This is a genomic window from Spiribacter salinus M19-40, assembly GCF_000319575.2.
In the GTDB taxonomy this organism is placed as follows: Bacteria; Pseudomonadota; Gammaproteobacteria; order Nitrococcales; family Nitrococcaceae; genus Spiribacter; species Spiribacter salinus.
This window is the reverse complement of record NC_021291.1, coordinates 336,827-357,789: the sequence shown is the minus strand read 5'-3', so window position 1 is coordinate 357,789 and position 20,963 is coordinate 336,827. Positions and strand designations below refer to the sequence as shown.

At 63.4% G+C, this 20,963-nt stretch carries 19 protein-coding genes and 1 riboswitch; of the genes, 8 read left to right on the top strand and 11 right to left on the bottom strand.

The features are described from left to right. Positions 1–3 precede the first annotated feature (3 nt). Genes trpE through moaB form a run of 5 tightly spaced genes read right to left on the bottom strand, consistent with a single transcriptional unit; the run spans position 4 to position 3,944 of the window. Positions 4–1,464: an anthranilate synthase component I gene (gene trpE / locus SPISAL_RS01745; RefSeq protein WP_016352755.1), complete on the bottom strand. Its 1,461-nt coding sequence runs from the start codon at positions 1,462–1,464 to the stop codon at positions 4–6. After that, positions 1,461–2,147, bottom strand: a complete 687-nt coding sequence (locus SPISAL_RS01740) for a phosphoglycolate phosphatase (RefSeq protein ID WP_016352754.1) — start codon at positions 2,145–2,147, stop codon at positions 1,461–1,463. The genes trpE and SPISAL_RS01740 overlap by 4 nt, the downstream gene beginning before the upstream one ends. Continuing rightward, a complete protein-coding gene (gene rpe, locus SPISAL_RS01735; protein ID WP_016352753.1) occupies positions 2,144–2,833 on the bottom strand; it encodes a ribulose-phosphate 3-epimerase in 690 nt (229 codons plus the stop codon). Before rpe ends, SPISAL_RS01740 begins: the two co-directional genes overlap by 4 nt. After that, positions 2,818–3,423: a TetR/AcrR family transcriptional regulator gene (locus tag SPISAL_RS01730; protein ID WP_016352752.1), complete on the bottom strand. Its 606-nt coding sequence runs from the start codon at positions 3,421–3,423 to the stop codon at positions 2,818–2,820. The genes rpe and SPISAL_RS01730 overlap by 16 nt, the downstream gene beginning before the upstream one ends. A 5-nt stretch (positions 3,424–3,428) precedes the next feature. Further along, entirely contained in the window at positions 3,429–3,944 is a 516-nt protein-coding gene (gene moaB, locus SPISAL_RS01725) for a molybdenum cofactor biosynthesis protein B (RefSeq protein WP_016352751.1), read from the bottom strand. A 113-nt stretch (positions 3,945–4,057) separates the two neighbouring features. Between moaB and SPISAL_RS01720 the strand changes: the two genes are divergently transcribed. The 4 genes from SPISAL_RS01720 to SPISAL_RS01705 are packed head-to-tail and all read left to right on the top strand — an operon-like array spanning position 4,058 to position 8,704. After that, positions 4,058–5,401 (top strand): NAD(P)/FAD-dependent oxidoreductase, encoded by a 1,344-nt coding sequence (locus SPISAL_RS01720; protein WP_041389135.1) that lies wholly within the window; start codon positions 4,058–4,060, stop codon positions 5,399–5,401. Then, complete coding sequence (locus tag SPISAL_RS01715) at positions 5,398–6,183, top strand: DUF1365 domain-containing protein (RefSeq protein ID WP_016352749.1); 786 nt, start codon at positions 5,398–5,400, stop codon at positions 6,181–6,183. Before SPISAL_RS01720 ends, SPISAL_RS01715 begins: the two co-directional genes overlap by 4 nt. Next, on the top strand, positions 6,180–7,397 hold the full coding sequence (locus tag SPISAL_RS01710; RefSeq protein WP_016352748.1) for an SAM-dependent methyltransferase: 1,218 nt from the start codon (positions 6,180–6,182) through the stop codon (positions 7,395–7,397). Before SPISAL_RS01715 ends, SPISAL_RS01710 begins: the two co-directional genes overlap by 4 nt. A gap of 2 nt (positions 7,398–7,399) precedes the next feature. Further along, positions 7,400–8,704 carry an MFS transporter gene (locus SPISAL_RS01705; protein WP_041389420.1) on the top strand — a complete coding sequence of 435 codons (1,305 nt, stop codon included), beginning with the start codon at positions 7,400–7,402 and terminating at the stop codon, positions 8,702–8,704. Here SPISAL_RS01705 and SPISAL_RS01700 read toward each other — a convergent pair. Together SPISAL_RS01700 and SPISAL_RS01695 are read right to left on the bottom strand one after the other, a co-directional pair. Further along, a complete protein-coding gene (locus SPISAL_RS01700; RefSeq protein WP_016352746.1) occupies positions 8,701–9,144 on the bottom strand; it encodes a nuclear transport factor 2 family protein in 444 nt (147 codons plus the stop codon). The two genes, SPISAL_RS01705 and SPISAL_RS01700, sit on opposite strands and share 4 nt — an antisense overlap. Beyond that, positions 9,141–9,917, bottom strand: coding sequence for an SDR family NAD(P)-dependent oxidoreductase (locus tag SPISAL_RS01695; protein ID WP_016352745.1), 777 nt, complete (start codon positions 9,915–9,917; stop codon positions 9,141–9,143). Before SPISAL_RS01695 ends, SPISAL_RS01700 begins: the two co-directional genes overlap by 4 nt. 100 nt (positions 9,918–10,017) lie before the next feature. On the opposite strand from SPISAL_RS01695, the gene SPISAL_RS01690 reads away from it, so the two are divergent. Both SPISAL_RS01690 and SPISAL_RS01685 read left to right on the top strand, forming a co-directional pair. Continuing rightward, positions 10,018–11,475 (top strand): cryptochrome/photolyase family protein, encoded by a 1,458-nt coding sequence (locus SPISAL_RS01690; RefSeq protein WP_016352744.1) that lies wholly within the window; start codon positions 10,018–10,020, stop codon positions 11,473–11,475. A 78-nt stretch (positions 11,476–11,553) separates the two neighbouring features. Next, positions 11,554–12,450, top strand: coding sequence for a phosphoribosylaminoimidazolesuccinocarboxamide synthase (locus SPISAL_RS01685; protein WP_016352743.1), 897 nt, complete (start codon positions 11,554–11,556; stop codon positions 12,448–12,450). Here the strand turns inward: SPISAL_RS01685 and pyk are convergent. From pyk to tkt, 4 genes are read right to left on the bottom strand one after another with little or no spacing between them, the layout of a single operon-like run. Then, positions 12,447–13,886, bottom strand: a complete 1,440-nt coding sequence (pyk, locus tag SPISAL_RS01680) for a pyruvate kinase (protein ID WP_016352742.1) — start codon at positions 13,884–13,886, stop codon at positions 12,447–12,449. The genes SPISAL_RS01685 and pyk overlap by 4 nt on opposite strands. A gap of 12 nt (positions 13,887–13,898) precedes the next feature. Further along, positions 13,899–15,068, bottom strand: coding sequence for a phosphoglycerate kinase (locus SPISAL_RS01675; RefSeq protein WP_016352741.1), 1,170 nt, complete (start codon positions 15,066–15,068; stop codon positions 13,899–13,901). After that, positions 15,068–16,078 carry a type I glyceraldehyde-3-phosphate dehydrogenase gene (gene gap, locus SPISAL_RS01670; RefSeq protein WP_016352740.1) on the bottom strand — a complete coding sequence of 337 codons (1,011 nt, stop codon included), beginning with the start codon at positions 16,076–16,078 and terminating at the stop codon, positions 15,068–15,070. Before gap ends, SPISAL_RS01675 begins: the two co-directional genes overlap by 1 nt. Positions 16,079–16,120: 42 nt before the next feature. Continuing rightward, on the bottom strand, positions 16,121–18,121 hold the full coding sequence (tkt, locus tag SPISAL_RS01665) for a transketolase (RefSeq protein WP_016352739.1): 2,001 nt from the start codon (positions 18,119–18,121) through the stop codon (positions 16,121–16,123). A gap of 129 nt (positions 18,122–18,250) precedes the next feature. Between tkt and metK the strand changes: the two genes are divergently transcribed. Further along, positions 18,251–19,411 carry a methionine adenosyltransferase gene (metK, locus tag SPISAL_RS01660; protein ID WP_016352738.1) on the top strand — a complete coding sequence of 387 codons (1,161 nt, stop codon included), beginning with the start codon at positions 18,251–18,253 and terminating at the stop codon, positions 19,409–19,411. Between the two features lie 17 nt (positions 19,412–19,428). Next, positions 19,429–19,515: riboswitch (S-adenosyl-L-homocysteine riboswitch) on the top strand. A 17-nt stretch (positions 19,516–19,532) separates the two neighbouring features. Continuing rightward, positions 19,533–20,945 (top strand): adenosylhomocysteinase, encoded by a 1,413-nt coding sequence (ahcY, locus tag SPISAL_RS01655; RefSeq protein WP_016352737.1) that lies wholly within the window; start codon positions 19,533–19,535, stop codon positions 20,943–20,945. The last annotated feature ends 18 nt before the right edge of the window (positions 20,946–20,963 follow it).

The window sequence follows — 20,963 nt, the reverse complement described above, 5'->3', positions numbered from 1 at the left end:
CGATCAGCTCTGATCGAGTCCTGCCTCGGCCATGGCAACCGCTCTAAACAGGGCGCGGCCCTTGTTGACTGTCTCTTCCCATTCGGCCGCTGGCTCGGAGTCGTGAACCACGCCACCACCGGCCTGCACATGCACCCGACCGTCCTTGATCACCGCCGTACGAATGGCAATCGCCGTGTCCATATTGCCCGACCAGGACAAATAGCCGACCGCGCCGCCGTAGACGCCCCGCTTGACCGGCTCCACTTCATCGATGATTTCCATCGCCCGAATCTTCGGCGCTCCGCTCAGCGTGCCCGCCGGATGCGTGGCGCGCAACAGATCCATCGGCCCGAGCCCGTCGCGGAGGCGTCCGGTAACATTGGAGACGATGTGCATCACATGACTGTAGCGCTCAATGGTCATCTGGTCGGTCACGGCGACTGTCCCGGTATCGCATACCCGGCCGATGTCGTTGCGTCCGAGATCGATCAGCATCAAATGCTCGGCGCGCTCCTTGGGATCCCCGAGCAACTCGGCCTCCAGGGCACGATCTTCATCCCGCGTACGCCCGCGACGGCGGGTACCGGCAATCGGCCGCACCGTCGCTTCACCGTCTTCCAGACGCGCCAGGATTTCCGGCGATGAACCCACCACCTGAAAGTCTCCGAAATCCAGGAAAAAGAGATACGGTGAGGGGTTGGTACAGCGCAGTGCCCGGTACAAGTCAAGCGGCCGACCATGATAGGCGGCACTCATCCGCCGCGACGGGACCACCTGCATGCAGTCACCGTCAATAATGTAGCGACGAATACGCTCGACAATCGCCTCGTAATCCTGGCGATCGATTGACGATGCAAAATCATCTTCCGCCACGGAGCGCGGTGGGCTGGGGCGGGCGTAGCGCAGCGCCTCATCACGCAAGCGGGCCGAGAGCGCATCAAGCCGTGACTCACCCGCCTCGCGGGCCTTCGGCGCGGCTGGATCGACATTCACCACCAGATACAGCCGGCCGGCGAGGTTGTCGAACACCAGCACCTCTTCCGACTCCATGAGCAGAATATCCGGGACGCCCAAGGGATCCGGGTTGGGACACTCAGCCAGCCGAGGTTCGATGTAGCGGATGGTGTCGTAACCGAAGTATCCAACCAGTCCGCCGAGAAAGCGCGGCAACACGGGCAGGTCATCCGTCAGTTCGGTCTGCACCGCCTGGTGCCGGGCCTCGACCCACGCCAGCGGGTCATCCACCGTTTCGGTATGGGTGAGCGCACCCGCTTCCCAGGTCTCGATACGCTGGCCATGAACCCGATACTGGCGACGGCAGGGTAGCCCGATAATCGAATATCGGCCCCATGTCTCGCCACCCTGAACCGATTCAAACAAATAACTGCCGGCACCGACGGCGAGCTTGAGATAGGTCGACAGCGGCGTATCGAGATCGGCGAGCAGCTCTCGAACCAGAGGAACTCGGCGTGTGACGCTCATGCCGCCGAGACCTGCCCGAGGCGCTCGGCCAGCTCAGGAACGGTCAGGGTCAGCAGCTGTGGGCGGTCAGCGAATGCGTCAGCGCCCCCCGGATAGCCGTGTGGCACCCGCACCATCATCATTCCCGCGGCATCAGCGGCATCCAGATCAGCGCGCGAATCCCCCACATACAGGCACTGATCTACCGCGACGCCCATCTGCTGCGCTGCGTGCTGCAGGGGGGCGGGGTCAGGCTTTTTCACCGCGAGGGTGTCACCACTGACACTCACTGAGAGGAAGGGATCCAGGCCCAATGCGCTGACCAGCGGCGTCGTGAATGCCTCCGGCTTGTTGGTCACAAGCCCCATCGCAAGGCCCATGGCCTGCAACTCAAGCAGGGCCTCTCTGACCCCGGGGTATAAAATCGTCGTATCGACCAGGCAGGCGTGATAGTGCACAAAAAAACGCGCCATCGCCGCCTCGGTCTCGGGCGGTTCCGTGACAATATCTCGCTGGCCGGCCAGCGCGCGGGCCACGAGCCGCCGCGCACCATGCCCAATCCACTCCCGCACCCGGGACTCGGTGATCGCGGCCCGCCCCAGCTCCGTCAGCATGCGGTTAACCGCCGTTGTTAAATCCGGCGCGCTATCCACCAGCGTGCCATCCAGATCAAAAAGCACGGCGTCCGGCATGAACAGGGTCACGCGCCTCTCCGTCCCGGGGTGGCCGATGCCGCCCGTGAGCGCATCTGCTCAATGACTGCGACATAATCTGGCTGGCCGAAGATGGCCGAGCCAGCGACAACGGTATCCGCACCCGCGGCGACAATATCGGCGATGTTCCCCGGGCCAACGCCCCCATCAACCTCCAGACGAATGTCTCGGGGGTGGGCGTCAATGAGCGCTCGTGCCTCCTCAAGCTTGGCCAATGTGCCCGGGATGAATGTCTGCCCGCCAAAACCCGGGTTCACCGACATCAAAAGGACAAGATCGACCTTATCGAGGACATAACGCAGGCAATCCAGCGGCGTTGCGGGGTTGAACACAAGCCCTGTCTGACAGCCCTGCTCCTGGATGAGCTGAAGCGTGCGATCGACATGATCGCTGGCCTCGGGATGGAAGCTGATCAGACTGGCCCCGGCGGCCGCAAAATCGGGAATGATCCGGTCCACTGGCCGGATCATGAGATGCACATCAATGGGCGCCGTAACGCCGTGGCGGCGCAATGCCTGACAGATCACCGGACCGAAGGAGAGATTCGGCACGTAGTGGTTGTCCATCACATCAAAGTGAACCCAGTCCGCACCAGCAGCGAGGACCTGATCCACCTCGTCGCCCAGACGAGCGAAATCGGCGGCCAGTATAGAGGGAGCGATTACGAGGTCTTGCATGCGCGAAATGTTAGCAGATTCCCCAGCATGGCTCGCCGTACGGCGTGGAAATCGCGAACCCCATGCACCCGGGCGAGCTGCAGCGCGCCCTGCGCTGCGGCGATTACCAGCCGTGCCTGGTCGCGGGGCTCACCGACGAAGCCAAACTCACCGGCCTCACGACCGGCATCCAGCGTTGTGGCCAGCCACGCCACCAGATCATCGCGAAAGGCCTCCGCCTCGCTGCAGGCCGCCGCAGGCAGGCTCGCATATTCCACCCCCGCGACGCCCAATGGACTGACCTGTTCGTTATCAGCGCTGCGTGCCTCGAGATCCAGAAACCGCTCAAGACGCGTGGCCGGGCTGGCCTGGACCTGCACGGGCTGCTGCGACCACCAGGCAAAGCTGGCCCGGTAGCGGGCGAACACCGCCGCCACCAGATCATCCTTGGCGGGGAAATGGTAATGCACCGCACTACTGCGGATTTCCAGCGCATCGGCGATCTGGGCGAAGGTAAAGCCGTGATAGCCCCGCTGCTGCAACCAGCGGGCCGCCAGGCGGAGAATCTGGCGACGGGTTTCTCCCCGCGGCCGGCGCTGAGCAGACACCATGGTGCTCAGGCCCCGATGGCCAGCTCAGCGAGATTGCAGGGCCGATGGCGAACGTCGAGTTGGTCGGCCAGGATGCCTTCCCAGCCATCCCGGCAAGCCCCTGGCGAGCCCGGCAGCGCGGCCACAAGGGTGGCATTGGCCACACCGGCCACGACCCGCGACTGGAGCATGGACGTCCCAATCTTCTCGCGTGAGATCTGTCGAAACAGTTCGCCAAATCCAGGAATCTCACGATCAAATAACACCCGAACGGCTTCCGGTGTGACGTCACGCGCCGTGAAGCCAGTGCCCCCGGTGGCGAGCACGACCTGCACGGCCGCGTCCGCGATCCAGCGCGACACCACCTCCCGAATGCGATAGCGATCGTCAATCACGATCTCGCGCTCCACCACATGATGCCCAGCGCCTTCAGCCAAATCCCTCAAGGTCTGGCCCGAGCGGTCATCCGCCTGAACCCGCGTATCCGAAACCGTCAGGATCGCAATGGCCAGTGGCACAAATTCACGTTGGCTGGCAGTCACACCGCACTCCCGTGGCAATGGATGTTGTGCATTAAAGACTGACAAGATAACCCGCCACTCGCGGGGCACCAAGCCTGTACAATACGCGGCTGAATCAACTGAACAGGTGGTGCATGGAACCTCGAAGAATTGCCGTGGTGGGTGCCGGCGTAGCCGGTATCGGGGCAGCCTGGATGCTGGCTAGAAAGCACGATGTCACGTTGTTTGAGGCCAACGAGCGCCTGGGCGGCCACAGCCATACGGTGGAGTGTGACCTCCCGGAGGGCCCAGTCCCCGTCGACACGGGGTTCATCGTCTACAATGAGCCCAATTACCCGCAGCTCAGCGCCCTCTTTCGTCATCTGGCCGTGCCGACCCAGGAATCGAACATGTCGTTTGCCTTCGCGGCCACCGACATTGACCTGGAATACGCCGGCAGCGGTCTGGGAACGCTTTTTGCCCAGCGCCGCAATCTCTTTCGCCCGCGCTTCCTCGGCATGGTCCGCGACATCCTGCGTTTTAACCGTGCGGCCAACGCGCGACTCGAGGCCGGCACCGGGCATCGCCAATCCCTCGGTGAACTGCTGGATGAGCTCGGCATGGGAGAGGCCTTTCGGCGCTACTACCTGCTGCCGATGAGCGCCGCGATCTGGTCTTGCCCGCAGGATGTCATGTTGCGCTTTCCGGCCCGGTCGTTCCTGCGCTTTTTCCACAATCACGGCCTGATCCAACTGCGTGATCGGCCACAGTGGCGAACAGTCACTGGCGGCAGCCGCGAATACATCGCCCGCATGCGGGATGCAATTCAGCGCATCGAAACCGCCAGCCCGGTGCGCTCGATCGTGCGCACCGCCAGTGGCGTTCGCCTGAGCGGAGACAACGGTGAGCTCGGCGACTTTGATGCGGTGGTCGTGGCGGCCCATGCCGACCAGGCCCTCGACATGCTGGACGGGCCCAGTACCGCCGAGCAGCAGGTCCTTGGGGCATTCGGTTACCAGGACAATGCAGCATGGCTGCACACCGATACGGCGCTGATGCCGCGTCGGCGCGCCGTCTGGTCGTCGTGGAACCACCTGACCACACGGCGGGCCGACGGCCACGATCCAGTGTCAGTGACGTACTGGATGAACCGACTGCAGAACCTGGCCACGGACACCGATGTGCTGGTCAGCCTCAACCCACTGGAGGCGCCAGACCCAGCCCATGTCATCCACCGCCAGACCTACGCCCACCCGGTCTTCGATCAAGCGGCCATGACCGCGCAGATCGATCTGCCGTCCATCCAGGGCACCGACCGAATTTGGTATTGCGGCAGCTACCACGGCTACGGTTTTCATGAGGATGCCTTTGCCAGCGCCGTCAGGGTCGCGGAACAACTGGGTGCACCGCCCGCGTGGACGGAGTCAGCGCCAGCGACAGAATCCGAGGTCATGGCGGAGCCTGAGCGCCCAGTCGCTGGCGCAACCGCCACCCCATGAGCGCCGTGGCCGAGGCACTGACGCTTTACCGCGGCACGCTGTTCCACGAACGACGGATCAAGCCGCGCTACCAGTTCCGCTATCGGGTCTTTAGCCTGCTACTGGATCTGGATCGGCTTGACGAAGCGGATCGATCACGCCGGTTTTTTTCGCACAACCGCTTCAATCTGATCAGCTTCCATGACCAGGATCACGGGCCAAAGGACGGCACCGCACTCAGGCCCTGGATTGATGCGCAGCTCGCCGAGGCCGGTATCGACCTGGCCGGTGGGCCAGTGCAGCTTTTGTGCTATCCGCGTGTCTTCGGATACGTCTTCAACCCACTGTCCGTCTGGTTCTGTCATCACGCCGACGGCCGGCTCCTCGGGGTGCTCTGCGAGGTACGCAATACGTTCGGTCAGTGGCACGGTTACCTGTTGCATAATGAAGGGGCAGCGCTTGCGGCGCCCTTGCGTGATGAGGCTCGAAAAGTCTTTCATGTTTCGCCCTTCCTGCCACGCGAGGGGCACTATCAATTCCGTGTCCAGCCACCTAGCGCGCGCTATGGCGTGACCGTGAACTGGCATGCCGAAGACGCCCCGGATACACCGGCGCTCATCGCTGTCCAATCGGGCGAGCGACGGCCGAGTGGTGATGGGGGCTTGCTCCACGCCGCGCTGGCGGTACCCTTAATGACTGCGAAGGTGATCGCTGCCATTCACTGGCAGGCCCTCAAGATCTGGCTCCGGGGTGGTCGATACCATCCCAAACCGGCGCCACCTGACACGGAGATCAGCCGATGAACAGCAGCACGCAGCAGGCAATGGTTGACTTGCCTTCTCCGCTGCCCCTGGCCGGACGCGTCCTGATTGGCTGGTTGACCCGGCTGCGACGCGGCCGCATGGAAGGCCAGCTGCCCAACGGTGAGCCCTTTGTCATTCAGGGCCCGGAGGCTGGGCCTACGGGTGTTATACGCCTGCATCGCCCGGTGCGAATGATCGCGCGCATCCTGACCCGAGGCTCCGTGGGATTCGCCGAAAGCTACATGGCCGGTGAATGGAGCAGCCCGGATACCGCCCATCTGCTTGAGCTCATGCTGCGGAACGAAGATGCCTTCGCTCAGCGCATGGAGCCAAACTGGATGCATCGGCTGCGCCTGGCGCTACACCATCGCGGCCGTCGCAACCACCAGCGCGGCAGCCGCCGCAACATCGCCGCGCACTACGACCTCGGAAACGAGTTCTACCGGCACTGGCTGGACGAGACCATGACCTACTCGGCGGCCGTGTTCGCGCACCCGGATCAGCCCCTGGAGGAAGCCCAGCGGCTCAAGTACCAACAGCTGCTCGACGTCATGCAGGTCCGCCCGGGCGATCACATTCTGGAAGTGGGATGCGGCTGGGGCGGATTTGCCATCGAGGCGGCCCGGCGCGGTGCCCGCGTCACCGGCCTGACACTCTCCACTGAACAGCTCGCGTGGGCTCGCCGGTCAGTCCAGGACGCTGGGTTATCCGGCCTGGTGGACCTTCGCCTCGAAGACTACCGCGACACCACGGGTCGCTATGACCATGCCGTCTCCATTGAGATGCTCGAAGCGGTCGGTGAGCAATACTGGCCCGCTTACTTCCGTATGCTCCACGACCGGGTCAAGCCCGGCGGGCACATCGGCCTGCATGGCATCACGATCGCCGAAGACCGGTTTGAGGAATACCGCCGCTCGCCGGACTTCATTCAGCGCTATATCTTCCCCGGCGGCATGTTGCCAACGCCACTCAGACTAGCTGATGAGAGCCATAACGCCGGCCTCGAAGTCATGGAGTCCACGGGGCTCGGTCAGCATTACGCGACGACACTCTTGCAGTGGGATGCGCGCTTCGTGCGTGCGCTCCCCGAGATTCAGCGCCTGGGGTTTGATCAGCGGTTCATTAATATGTGGCGCTACTATCTCGCCTACTGCTACGCGGGCTTTTGCACCGGTACCATCGACGTCAAGCGGGTTCTGCTACGTCGGCCGTAGCCCTGAACCGAGGCCGACTTCTGCTGTACGGCCTGCCGGCGCTGCCACTGGCGGTGATGGGCGTGCCGATGTACGTCTTTCTGCCTGGCTTTTACGGCGAGACGCTGGGCCTCGCGGCTGTGGGGGCTGCCTTGCTGGTGGCCCGGTTGTGGGACGTCATCACGGATCCGCTGATTGGCAGCCTGGGGGATCGACTCGATACCCGCTGGGGGCGGCGCCGGCCGCTCATCGTCGCCGGCATGCCCCTGTTGTTAATCAGCGCCTGGGCCTTGTTCCGCCCGCCCACCGATGTTGGGCTAGCCTACCTGCTCGGCTGGGGCCTCGCGGCCTACCTGGGCTGGACGCTCATGTCGCTGCCCTACACGGCCTGGGGGGCCGAACTCTCCGAGGACTATGACAAACGTGCCAGCCTGACCGCCAGTCGGGAGGGGTTCATGCTGGCCGGCACGCTGCTGGCGATTGCCTGGCCCACCCTGTTAGGCACGGGCCGCGCGGATGCCGCCACCCTCGCCGGGCTGGCCTGGCTGCTCGTCATTGCGCTGCCCATCGCCGTACTGATTACGGTCTGGCGGGTGCCGGAATACCGCTTCACGGGTCACCCTGTGGGCTGGCGGGCTGGCTGGGCACTGATTCGAGCCAATCGCCCCTTTATGCGCTTGCTCCTCGCCTATGTCATGAACGGACTGGCAAACGGCTTGCCCGCTTCCCTGTTCACGCTGTTCGTGGCGCATGTCCTGATGGCCGAGGCGTGGACCGGCCCCCTGTTACTGATTTACTTCGTCACCGGCATTGCCGCGCTGCCTGGATGGCTGTGGCTGTCGCGGCGAATTGGCAAACACCGCGCCTGGGCATTATCGATGCTCTGGACCTCGCTGGTCTTTGCGTTTGTGCCCTTTCTCGGCCCCGGGGACACCTGGGCGTTTCTGGTGATCTGCTTGCTCTCCGGCGTGGGTGTCGCGGTGGACATGGCCCTGCCCGCTGCCATTCAGGCTGATCTGGTCGACCTCGACACCGCCGGTGGCGGGGGGCGGCGCACGGGTTTGTATTTCGGAATCTGGAACATGGCCACCAAACTCGCGCTGGCGCTCGCTGTCGGCATTGCCTTTCCGATGCTTGAGCTCCTGGGTTTTGACGCGACCAACATCGATGACCGGGAGGGCACCCTGACCCTAGCCCTGTTCTACGGGGCGGTTCCCATTGCCTTCAAGCTCGGGGCCACTGCGCTCATGTGGCGCTTCCCGCATGATCGTCGAGCGCAAGTGGCCACGCGAGCCCGCGTCCACGACATGGAAGGCGAGCCGAGCTAGCCCGCGCGACTTGCCGACTCCGAGGATAACCGGCGCCGCAGGCCCCGCATCAACGCACCCAGCACGGGAAATTGCGCGTAAAGCTCACCCGCGGCATCCCAGTAATCAATGTGCTCACGCACTCGCCCGTCTTCGGCAAACACCACGCGGGAGACCCCCTCGACGGGTGCCCGGTCGGTGCGATCCCGCTTCAAACGGAAATGGAAATGCCAGCGCAGATAACCCAGCCGATCATCGCCCACCGACTCCAGCACCTCGAACCGCGCCATCGCGGTATTGGCGTACATGTGCTCAAACACCCGCCGAATCCCCGCCAGGCCGGTCACATCGTTGAATGGATCCTTGAACCGGGCGTTTTCGATGAACGCCACATCCAGACGCTCAAGATCAGCGGGCTGCAGTTCAGCAAAGAACTCACCGTAGCGGGCCAGCGCACTCATGGCTGAACCATGCGCCGGGTAAGCGCGAAGTAGAGGCGGTAGGGCAGCAGCCGCAGGACTTTCAGCGTCCAGGCAAACCGCTTGGGGAAGAAAATCTCGAAGCCCGAGGCATCGATCTCGCGATGAATATAATCCGCGGCCTGCTCCGGTGTGATCAGCTGCGGCATCTTGAAGCGGTTTTTCTCGGTCAAGCGGGTTTTCACAAATCCCGGGTTGATGACCCGCAGTGACACCCCGGTACCCTCCAAGGCGGGGCGCAGCGACTCCGCCATGTTTAAAACGGCGGCCTTACTGGCGCCATAGGGCGCGGCCTGGGGCAGGCCCCGATAGGCGGAGAGGCTGGCTGTCACCAGAATCTGGCCGCGTCGGCGGGCCCGCATCGGCCCCAGCGCCGCGCCCACGCCGTTGATCGTGCCCAGGTAATTCACTTCCGCCAGCCGACGAAAAAGGCCCGGATCAAAATCATCGAGCGGCATCGGGTCATAGTCCCCGGCGTTCAGAATCAGCGTATCGACCTCGCCCAAATCAGCCTCGACCGCCATGAAAACCGCTTCGCTCTCCGCAGGATCAGTCACATCCAGGGGGAATGGATGCAGTCGCTCGGCGAGGGCCGGGTTGTCCTCGGCCACGGCGCGCAGTGTCTCCTCGCGACGCGCGCACAGCGCAACCTGCCACCCCGCTTCAGCCAGCCGAATAGCTAACGCACGGCCAATGCCGGCGCTTGCCCCGGTGATCATGGCCACTCTGCCTGTCTGCGCGATCGATTCGCTCATATGCCTGCCTCGTGCGGCCGTTAAATTCGATGGGTACAATCTTACGGGTTGACCATGGCGCTCCGCCATTAGCTCCCTGATCTGGAAAGGACCTACCCGAATGTCTGCGGCGATCTGCTGGTTCCGGCGCGATCTGCGCCTTGCCGACAACCCGGCCCTGAGCGCGGCGGCCCGTGATGGTCGCCCCGTCATCCCAGTCTATATCCATGCGCCCGGCGAGGCGGGCGACTGGGCGCCAGGCGCTGCCAGCCAATGGTGGCTCCACCACAGCCTCACGGCGCTATCCAGCGCCCTGGCGGAACATGGCCTCACGCTGATTATCCGCAGCGGCGAGACACTCGCGACGCTCGAGTCACTGATCGACGAGACAGGTGCGGAGGCGGTGCACTGGAATCGTCTCTATGACCCAGCATTCATCGAGCGTGACAAGCACATCAAACAATCGCTCCAGGCGCGGGGACTAAGCGTTCACAGCCATAACGCGGCGCTGCTGCATGAGCCCTGGACGATCAAAACCGGCACCGGCGGTGATTACAAGGCATTCACTCCGTTCTGGCGCGCGGCTCGGCGCCAGGCCGACCCCGATGCCCCGATGCCGACGCCAGCGCTTACTGCGCCTATATCGACGCCGGCGTCGACCCCACTGGCAGCGCTGAACCTGCTGCCCGCTACCGATTGGGCCGCGGGATTACGGGCCACCTGGCAGCCGGGTGAAGCCGGCGCACATCAGCGCCTGACAACGTTTCTGGATGAGACGGTGACGGCTTATGAGTCTGGCAGAGACTGGCCTGCGGTCGAGGGCACTTCACGGCTCTCGCCGCATCTACACGCCGGCGAGATCGGCCCCCGGCAGGTCTGGCAGGCGGTTCAGAGCCGGCTGGCGCGATCGAATCCCGCGACAGAACCCGGCCTTCTGGAGAGTGCGGAACGCTTCCTCTCAGAGATTGGCTGGCGTGAATTCGCGCATCACGTGCTGTTTCACCACCCGGACTTTCCGGATTATCCGCTGAACCCGCGATTTGCCGATTTCCCCTGGCAGGACGACCCGGATGATCAGCTGCTTGCGACCTGGCAGCGCGGCGAGACCGGCATCCCGCTGGTCGATGCCGGCATGCGCGAACTCTACAGTACGGGCTGGATGCACAATCGCGTGCGCATGGTGGTTGGCTCGTTTCTGGTGAAAAACCTGCGCCTGCCCTGGCAAGCCGGCGAGGCCTGGTTCTGGGACACTCTGGTCGATGCGGACCTGGCCAGTAACAGCCTGGGCTGGCAATGGGTTGCGGGTAGCGGTGCCGATGCCGCGCCTTACTTCCGGGTCTTTAACCCCGTGCGTCAAGGCGAGCGGTTCGATCCCGAAGGCACGTACATCGCGCGGTGGATCCCAGAACTCGGCCGCCTACCGGCAAAACATCGACAGGCGCCCTGGGAGGCACCTCAGGCCGTGCTGTCTGCCGCAGGCATCACGCTTGGCGTGGATTACCCACACCCCATGGTCGACCTTAAAGCCAGTCGGCAGGCGGCCCTGGCGGCCTTTTCGCAGATCAAGAAGAGCGACTGAAAGCCGCGTCCTGGTGAAACGCATCCCGCCTGCTATGATCACCGCTTTCACGTTTGCCAGGCACCGAAGGAGTTGGCCGTGGGCCCCGAGCAGTTGTACCAGAGCGAACTGAGCAGTCTGACGCTGCTCCAGCGCGGCAAGGTCCGGGATGTCTACGCGGTCGATGATGACGCGCTGCTCGTGGTGACCAGCGATCGGCTCTCGGCGTTTGACGTGGTGCTCCAGGATCCCATCCCAGGAAAGGGAGCGGTTCTTAATCAGGTCTCTAACTTTTGGTTCCAGCGCCTTGGCGGCCGCATCGCGAATCAGTGCCTGGATCGGCCCCTTGAGGCGGTATTAAGCGATCCGGCGGAACGCGAGCAAGTGGCCGGGCGCGCGTCGCTAGTCCGGCGGGTATCGCCACTGCCTTTCGAGGCCATCGCCCGGGGCTATCTAATCGGCTCGGGATGGCGGGATTACCAGGCCCACGGCAGCCTGTGTGGCATCAATCTGCCAAGCGGCTTACGCCAAGCCGACCAGCTACCACAGCCGTTATTCACCCCGTCCACCAAAGCAGCGGCAGGCGACCACGACGAGAACGTCGGGTTTGATGCCGTTATCAAGGCCCTGGGCCGTGAGCTGGCTGAACAACTGCGGGCGATCACACTCGCGCTCTATACCGAAGCCGCCACCTATGCCCGCGATCGCGGCATCCTCATTGCAGATACCAAATTCGAATTTGGCCTGGATGCCACCGGCGATCTTGTGTGGATTGATGAGGCGCTCACACCCGATTCCAGCCGCTTCTGGCCAGCCGATGCCTACCAACCCGGCAGCTCACCACCGAGTTTCGACAAACAATTCGTTCGGGATTATCTGGATACGCTCGACTGGGACAAGACCGCGCCGGCGCCGCGGCTACCCGAGGTCATTATCGAGCAGACCGCGGCCAAGTACCGCGAGGCACGCGACCGGCTCTGCGGCGACAGCCGCTAGAGAATCTCGTTAACGCGAACTACCTTCATGGCATTTGTCCCGCCGCGGACGCCCGCCAGGTCGCCTTTGGTAATCAGAACCAGATCGTCGCCACTGGCGACACCACGCCGGGTCAGCTCTTCAACGGCCTCGCGATTCACGGCCTCATGCTCGCGCATGGTCGGGTCAAAACTGATCGGGTGGACACCCCGATACAGGGTGATTTTGGTGCGCGTGCGCGGCTGCTCTGAGAGCGCGTAAATGGGAATGTCCGTACCAATCCGAGACATCCACATGGTGGTTGCCCCCGACTCAGTCATCGCGGCGATGGCTTTGACGCCCAAGGTATTCGCGGCCGTGATCGCCGTCTTCGCAATCGCCTCGTCAATGCGATCGAAATGGGGGCTCCGGCGGGCGACGTCCGTGGGGCGCGACTCATCCGCGTAGGCCTCTGCCCCAACGCAGACACGCGCCATGGCAGCGACGGTCTCTGCGGGATACTGGCCCACCGCCGTCTCCTCGGAGAGCATGACCGCATCGGTGCCATCCAGCACGGCATTGGCCACATCAAGCACCTCGGCCCGGGTCGGCATGGGGCTGTCCACCATGGACTGCATCATTTGCGTGGCGGTAATCACCACACAATCCCGTTCACGCGCCATGCGCATGATGCGTTTTTGCACACCTGGCAGCTCGGCGTCGCCAATCTCGACGGCCAAGTCACCGCGGGCGATCATCACGGCATCGGCGGCGTCCATGATCTCGCCGAGTGACTCAACGGCCTCATGGCGCTCGATCTTCGCCACAACGCCCCCGTGGCCACCAGCGCCGCGCAGTAGCTCGCGGGCCTCATCGAGATCGGCGCCATCGCGTGGGAAAGACACCGCCACGTAGTCGGCCTCCAGCTCGGCCGCCAGTTTAATGTCGTTCCGGTCCTTGTCCGTGAGCGCCCGAACGGACAACCCACCACCCAGGCGGTTAATGCCCTTGCGATCGGACAGCATCCCACCCGTCTCCACACGGGTGTGGATCCGCGTGCCCTCAATACGCTCAACGCGCAGTCGCACGAGGCCATCCGCCAGCAGCAGGATATCGCCCGCATTCACGTCTTCAGGCAGCCCTTTGTAGGCCACACCAACGCCTTCGGCCGTACCCGCCGCGCCATCAAAGGCGGGATCCAGAAAGAACGCCGCGCCCTCTTCCAGCTCGGCCGACCCGCGGGCGAACTGTTCGATACGAATCTTCGGGCCCTGCAGATCACACAGCATGCCCACGACGCGACCGGCGTTACGGGCGGCCTCCCGCAACAGTCGAGCGCGCTCACGGTGCTCGTCATGATCACCATGAGAGAGATTCATTCGGACGACATCGACGCCGGCCTCGACAATGGCCTGGAGGGCGGACTCGGTCGTGGTTGCGGGACCGAGGGTGGCAACAATCTTGGTCTGACGCGTCATAACGATGTCCTGTTACTGATCAAGAATCGCCACAGCGGGCAGCGTGCGTCCCTCAAGAAACTCGAGAAACGCCCCACCCCCCGTGGAGATGTAGGAGATGTGCTCGGCCACACCGTATTTCGACACGGCGGCTAAGGTGTCACCGCCCCCGGCAATTGAAAATCCGGGGCTCTCGGCGATCGCCTCGGCCAGTGCGCGCGTGCCCTCGCCAAAGGCGTCGATTTCGAATACGCCCACCGGGCCATTCCAGACGATCGTGCCCGCCTGTCGCAGGCGCTCAGCATAGGCCGATGCGGTCTTTGGGCCGACATCGAGAATCATTTCATCGGCGTTAATGTCGTCCACGGCTGCCACCCGCGGTACGGCATGATCACTCAGCTCGGTCGCCACAATGACATCCGCCGGGATGGGGATCTCGCTGCCAGCAGATGCTGCCTTGTCCATCAGCGCACGGGCTGTGTCCACCAGATCCACCTCCATCAAAGAGCGGCCGACCGAATACCCCGCTGCGGCAATGAATGTGTTGGCGATGCCACCCCCCACAATCAGCTGATCCACTCGATCGGTGAGTTGCTCCAGCACCGTTAACTTGGTTGACACTTTTGAGCCGCCAATAATGGCCACCAGCGGCCGCGCTGGCGCGGCGAGTGCCTTGCCGAGGGCCTCGAGCTCAGCGGCCAACAGAGGCCCGGCGACCGCATCCGGCGCAAAGCGGGCGACTCCGTGGGTGGAGGCCTGGGCACGGTGGGCCGTGCCAAAGGCGTCCATCACGAAGACGTCGCAGAGCGCAGCCATACGTCGCGACAATGATTCGTCGTCCTCGGTCTCACCCGCATTGAAGCGCACGTTCTCGCAGACCACGAGCGCACCCGGCACGGGGGCCACCTCGCTGTCCAGCCACTCGCGCACCACGGGCACCTCACGCCCCAACAGCTCGCCCAAACGCGCGGCCACCGGCGCAAGCGATGCGGCTGGGTCAAACTGACCAGGCTCAGGTCGCCCGAGATGGCTCATGACCATCACCCGGGCATTGGCTGCCAGCAAACGCTGAAGCGTCGGCAGCGCAGCCCGAAGCCGGGCATCGTCGGTAATCGCGCCGTCGTTGAGTGGCACATTCAGATCTTCGCGCACCAGAACCCGACGACCGTCGAGCTCGACATCATCCAGTGTGCGTACCGCCATTACTGGGCCTTCATCATCGCCACGCTGGTATCGAGCATCCGGTTCGAGAAGCCCCACTCGTTGTCGTACCAGGCGCAAGCCTTAACCAGCCGACCGCTCACCTTGGTCAGGGTGGCATCAAACGTGGAGGAGTGGGGATCGTGGTTGAAGTCCACCGAGACGTAGGGACCATCGCTGTAAGCCAGCACCCCTTTCAAGGGACCGTCGGCGGCCTTTTTCAACACAGCGTTGACTTCGTCCACTGAGGTATCCCGCGAGGCGATGAACGACAAATCGACGCTCGAGACGTTGATCGTTGGAATGCGCATGGCATAGCCATCGAGCCGTCCGTCGAGCTCTGGCAGCACCAGCCCGACCATGGCAGCTGCGCCGGTTTTGGTCGGAATCTGCGACATGGTGGCGCTGCGCGCGCGGCGCAGATCGCTGTGGTAGACGTCGGTCAGCACCTGGTCGTTGGTGTAGGCATGGATGGTGGTCATCAGGCCCTGCTCGAGACCGATGGCATCGTTGAGCGGTTTGACCAGCGGCGCGAGGCAGTTGGTGGTGCAAGAGGCGTTAGAGACCACCGTATGCTCGGCACGCAGCACGTCATGGTTCACCCCATAGACGACAGATGCGTCGACAGCCTTGCCAGCCGGGGCCGAAATCAGGACCTTTTTGGCGCCACCGGCGAGATGCGCTGAGGCCTTCTCCTTGCTGGCAAAAAGCCCCGTGCATTCCATCACGACATCCACACCCAGCTCGCCCCAGGGCAGCTTGCCGGGATCACGCTCGGCGAGCACCTTGATCTCGTCGCCGTTGACGATCAGATTGCCGTCGCGGACCTCTACCGTGCCCGGGAAGCGTCCGTGAGCCGTGTCGACCTGCGTGAGATAGGCGTTCGTCTCGGCATCACCCAGATCATTAATGGCCACGACGCGAATCTCATCGCTGCGACCCGCCTCGTAGAGGGCACGCAGCACATTGCGGCCAATGCGGCCGTAGCCATTGATTCCTACCTTAATCGCCATGTTCGCAGACTCCTTTTCCTTGCTGTACTGGCTCGCGGGGGTTCAACCCGCTAACTGAGATTCAACGGCCGTCACCACCGCCGCGGCAGTCAGGCCCATCCATTCGTAAACCGTGTCCCCCGGTGCTGAGGCGCCGAAGCCGCTCAGGCCCACCAGTCCAGCGTCGCTGCTGACCAGTCCGCGCCAACTATCCGGTGCAGCGGCCTCCACGGCCACACGTGACCGCACCGACGCGGGCAGCACGGACTCCCGATAGTCGGCGGGTTGGGCCATGAATCGCTCCAGGCAGGGCATCGAAACCACGCGGACAGCGTGGCCTTTCGCTTCCAGCGCTTCCGCCGCTTCCACGGCCAGGCCCACTTCGGAGCCACTCGCCATGACAATGGCCGCGGGCTCGTTGGCTGGCTCACGCAGCACGTAACCGCCACGTCGAATGTCGCTGACCTGGTCGTCCTGTCGGGGCTGATGCGGCAATTTCTGTCGCGACAGGGCCATTGCGCTGGGCCCATCGGTGCGTTCAATCGCGGCCTGCCAGGCCACGGCCGTCTCGGTGAGATCGCACGGCCGCCAGACATCCAGGTTGGGGATCAGACGCAGACTGGGCAATTGCTCGATCGGTTGGTGGGTCGGTCCATCCTCGCCGAGGCCAATGGAGTCGTGGGTGTAGACCAGGATGCTGCGCACGCCCATTAGCGCAGCCATCCGCACCGCGTTCCGAGCGTAGTCTGAAAACACAAGGAAAGTGCCTGCGTACGGCACTAGCCCGCCGTGCAACGCCATCCCGTTCGTGATCGCGGTCATGCCGAACTCGCGCACGCCATACGAGACGTAATTGGCGTCCGCCTCATCAGCAGTGACCATGCGGCAGCTGTCCCACCAGGTGTTGTTGGACCCGGTGAGATCAGCCGAACCACCCACCAGCTCTGGCAGGTGCGGGCCAAAGCCGTTCAGGACCGCCTGCGAGTGCTTGCGGCTGGCGTCATCTTTTGCAGACGCCTGCGCCTGCTTGATGAAGGCCTCGGCATGCTCAGCGAAATGCGCTGGCAACTCACCGGCCATGCGACGCTCAAGATCCGCGGCCAGTTCGGGATGCGCCGTGCGATAGGCAGCCAGGCGCTCACGCCATTCCGCTTCCGCCGCTGCACCACTGGCGCGCGCATCCCAACCCTCATAAATGGCATGCGGGATTTGGAACGGCGCGTGATCCCAGCCAAGGAATTCGCGGGTTGCCTGGATCTCCTCGGCCCCCAGCGGCGCGCCGTGCACGCCATGGGTTCCGCAGGCATTCGGGGCGCCAAAGCCAATCGTTGTTTTGGTGCAAATCAATGAAGGCCGGTCGGTCACCGCCCGAGCCTCTTCGAGGGCGGCGCGCACCGCCTCGGCGTCGTGGCCATCGACATTGGCCACCACATGCCAGCCGTACGCCTGGAACCGTGCGGGCGTGTCATCGGTGAACCAACCGCTGACCTTGCCGTCAATCGAAATGCCGTTGTCATCGTAAATCCCGATGAGCTTGCCCAGCTTGAGTGTGCCAGCAAGCGAGCAGACCTCGTGGGAGATGCCCTCCATCAGGCAGCCATCACCGAGAAAACAGTAAGTCCGGTGGTCCACCACGGAATGCCCTGGCCGGTTAAATTGCCCGGCCAACAGTCGTTCAGCGAGCGCCATGCCCACCGCGTTCGCTAGGCCCTGTCCAAGTGGCCCGGTGGTGGTTTCCACGCCGGGCGTATCGCCCACCTCCGGATGCCCGGGTGTGCCCGAATGAAGTTGGCGAAAATCTTTCAGCGCCTGCAGTGACAAGTCGTACCCACTCAAATGCAGCAGCGAGTAGATCAGCATCGAGCCGTGACCGTTCGACAGCACGAAGCGATCCCGATTGGGCCACTGCGGGTTAGCGGGGTTGTGAACCAGGAAGTCGTTCCATAGCACTTCGGCAATGTCGGCCATGCCCATCGGCGCGCCCGGATGACCGGAATTGGCCTGCTGGACCGCGTCCATCGAAAGGGCACGGATGGCGTTTGCAAGTTGACGACGAGTGGACATGAGCGGTGTATCTCCGGCGGGCAGATCGGGGTTCGGTAAGCCGGTAATTCTCCAGAACTTCCCGCGAACAGGCAACCAACGCTACACTGGCGTGAGTTTTTGCGCGTTACACGGAGGCGATCCGCCCCAATGGCCGAGCAGTACCTCTTTACCTCGGAATCGGTTTCCGAAGGACATCCGGACAAGGTGGCCGATCAAATCTCGGATGCCGTGCTGGATGCCATCATTGCGGATGATCCCAATGCCCGCGTGGCCTGCGAGACGATGGTGAAAACCGGCATGGTCATCATCGCCGGCGAGATCACGACCAGCGCCTGGATTGATCTCGAGGATCTTGCCCGTCAAACCATCCTCGAGATTGGCTATAACAGCGCCGAGGTCGGCTTTGATGGGGCGACCTGTGCGGTGCTCAATGCCATTGGCAAGCAGAGCCCGGACATCAATCAGGGCGTGGATCGCGAGGTGCCTGAAGAACAGGGCGCGGGCGACCAGGGCATGATGTTTGGCTACGCCTGCCGCGAGACCGACGTGCTCATGCCAGCGCCGATCACCTATGCCCATCGCCTGGTCAAGCGCCATAGCGACATCCGCCGCCGCGGTGTCCTCCCCTGGCTGCGGCCCGACGCCAAATCCCAGGTCAGCTTCGTCTACGAGGACGGCAAGCCGGTCGCCGTAGATACCATCGTGCTGTCCAGTCAGCACGACGACACGGTGTCCCAGGCCGACATCAAAGAAGCGATCATGGAAGAGGTGATCCGGCCGGTGATTCCGGCGGACTGGATCAGTGACCGGACCCGATTTTTCATCAACCCGACCGGCAAGTTCGTGACCGGCGGGCCGGTGGGCGACTGCGGGCTGACCGGACGCAAGATCATTGTGGACACCTATGGAGGCATGGCCCGCCATGGGGGTGGCGCGTTCTCGGGCAAGGACCCGTCCAAGGTCGACCGCTCAGCGGCGTATGCCTGCCGGTACGTAGCCAAGAACATCGTGGCCGCCGGCCTCGCGGACAAGTGCGAGATCCAGGTGGCCTATGCCATCGGTGTCGCCGAGCCGATGTCGATTTTCGTCGACACCTTCGGCACCGGCCGCATCTCCGAATCCCGCCTCGTGGAACTGGTGCGGGATCACTTTGATCTACGCCCCTATGGCATCCTGAAGATGCTGGATTTGGTTCGCCCCATTTATCAGGCAACGGCCAGTTTTGGGCACTTTGGCCGTGAAGAGCCCACGTTTACCTGGGAGCGGACCGACAAGGCGGAAACCCTGCGCAGTGCCGCAGGACGCTAGCCCCTAATACCTGTCCAGGGTTCGAGGAGCGCTGCACCCCGCTGACATCCGTCGGTGGGGGAGGCTCGAACACCGGACTTAAATAACAACGGCGCTCGACTGCACCACATGGAGTGAAGCCATGAACGCTGTCGTTGAGACTAAGCTTTCTGGATCAATTATCGCCGACGCGAGCCTGGCCCCGTTTGGCCGTCGCGAAATGGATATTGCCGAAACCGAGATGCCCGGCCTGATGGCGCTGCGCGAGAAGTACGCCGATGAAAAGCCGCTGAAAGGCGCCCGCGTGGCGGGGTCGATTCATATGACCATTCAGACGGCGGTCCTGATTCAGACCCTCGAGGCGCTGGGCGCTGAGTGCCGCTGGGCAAGCTGCAACATCTACTCTACCCAGGATCATGCCGCCGCAGCGATCGCTGAGGCCGGCACGCCGGTATTCGCCTACAAGGGTGAATCGCTGGAGGACTACTGGGAGTTCACCCACCGCATCCTCGAATGGCCCAATGGTGAGCCGAACATGATCCTTGACGATGGGGGCGATGCCACCCTGGCCGTCACCCTTGGCGCCCAGGCCGAACAGGATCCCTCCGTGCTCGATAATCCGGACAGCGACGAGGAACGCGCCCTTTTCGCCGCGATCCGTCGGCGGCTGCAGGAAAAGCCCGGCTTCTATGCCCGCACTCAGGCTGCGATCAAAGGCGTCACTGAAGAGACCACGACCGGTGCCAAACGGCTCTATGAGATGCAGCAGACCGGCGAGCTGCCCTTCCCGGCCATGAACGTCAACGACTCGGTGACCAAGACCAAGTTCGACAACCTCTATGGCTGCCGCGAGTCGCTGGTGGATGGCCTCAAGCGCGCCACCGACGTCATGATCGCCGGCAAGATCGCGGTGGTGGCCGGTTACGGCGACGTCGGCAAGGGCTGTGCACAGAGTCTGAAGGCACTGGGTGCCAGCGTCTGGGTGACCGAAGTGGATCCGATCTGTGCCCTGCAGGCGGCGATGGAAGGCTACCGCGTGGTCACGATGGACGAGGCTGCCAGCCAGGCCGACATCTTCGTCAGCGCCACCGGCAACTACAATGTGATCAACCACGATCACATGAAGGCCATGAAGAACGAGGCCATCGTCTGCAACATCGGGCACTTCGACAACGAGATCGACGTGGCCGGCCTGCGTCAGTACGAGTGGGAGAACATCAAGCCGCAGGTCGATCACATTCGCTTCCCCGACGGCAAGAAGATCATTCTGCTCGCCGAGGGCCGCCTGATGAACCTGGGCTGCGCCACCGGTCATCCGAGTTTCGTGATGTCGGCGAGCTTCACCAATCAGGTGCTCGCCCAGATGGCACTGTTCAACAACGACGGCAGCTACCGCAACGAGGTGTATGTGCTGCCGAAGGATCTGGACGAGGAAGTGGCCCGTCTGCACCTCGAGAAGATCGGGGCGAAGCTCACGACCCTGGCTAGCGAGCAGGCTGACTACATCGGCGTCCCGGTGGAAGGCCCGTTCAAGCCCGAGCACTATCGCTACTGAGCCCACCACACGCCTGTT

Bases quoted from the DNA above. Each gene is read 5' to 3' on its own strand.
- trpE (WP_016352755.1), bottom strand. From the start codon at position 1,464: ATGAGCGTCACACGCCGAGTTCCTCTGGTTCGAGAGCTGCTCGCCGAT.
- rpe (WP_016352753.1), bottom strand. From the start codon at position 2,833: ATGCAAGACCTCGTAATCGCTCCCTCTATACTGGCCGCCGATTTCGCT.
- SPISAL_RS01730 (WP_016352752.1), bottom strand. From the start codon at position 3,423: ATGGTGTCTGCTCAGCGCCGGCCGCGGGGAGAAACCCGTCGCCAGATT.
- SPISAL_RS01720 (WP_041389135.1), top strand. From the start codon at position 4,058: ATGGAACCTCGAAGAATTGCCGTGGTGGGTGCCGGCGTAGCCGGTATC.
- SPISAL_RS01715 (WP_016352749.1), top strand. From the start codon at position 5,398: ATGAGCGCCGTGGCCGAGGCACTGACGCTTTACCGCGGCACGCTGTTC.
- SPISAL_RS01710 (WP_016352748.1), top strand. From the start codon at position 6,180: ATGAACAGCAGCACGCAGCAGGCAATGGTTGACTTGCCTTCTCCGCTG.
- SPISAL_RS01700 (WP_016352746.1), bottom strand. From the start codon at position 9,144: ATGAGTGCGCTGGCCCGCTACGGTGAGTTCTTTGCTGAACTGCAGCCC.
- SPISAL_RS01695 (WP_016352745.1), bottom strand. From the start codon at position 9,917: ATGAGCGAATCGATCGCGCAGACAGGCAGAGTGGCCATGATCACCGGG.
- SPISAL_RS01690 (WP_016352744.1), top strand. From the start codon at position 10,018: ATGTCTGCGGCGATCTGCTGGTTCCGGCGCGATCTGCGCCTTGCCGAC.
- pyk (WP_016352742.1), bottom strand. From the start codon at position 13,886: ATGACGCGTCAGACCAAGATTGTTGCCACCCTCGGTCCCGCAACCACG.
- SPISAL_RS01675 (WP_016352741.1), bottom strand. From the start codon at position 15,068: ATGGCGGTACGCACACTGGATGATGTCGAGCTCGACGGTCGTCGGGTT.
- gap (WP_016352740.1), bottom strand. From the start codon at position 16,078: ATGGCGATTAAGGTAGGAATCAATGGCTACGGCCGCATTGGCCGCAAT.
- tkt (WP_016352739.1), bottom strand. From the start codon at position 18,121: ATGTCCACTCGTCGTCAACTTGCAAACGCCATCCGTGCCCTTTCGATG.
- metK (WP_016352738.1), top strand. From the start codon at position 18,251: ATGGCCGAGCAGTACCTCTTTACCTCGGAATCGGTTTCCGAAGGACAT.
- ahcY (WP_016352737.1), top strand. From the start codon at position 19,533: ATGAACGCTGTCGTTGAGACTAAGCTTTCTGGATCAATTATCGCCGAC.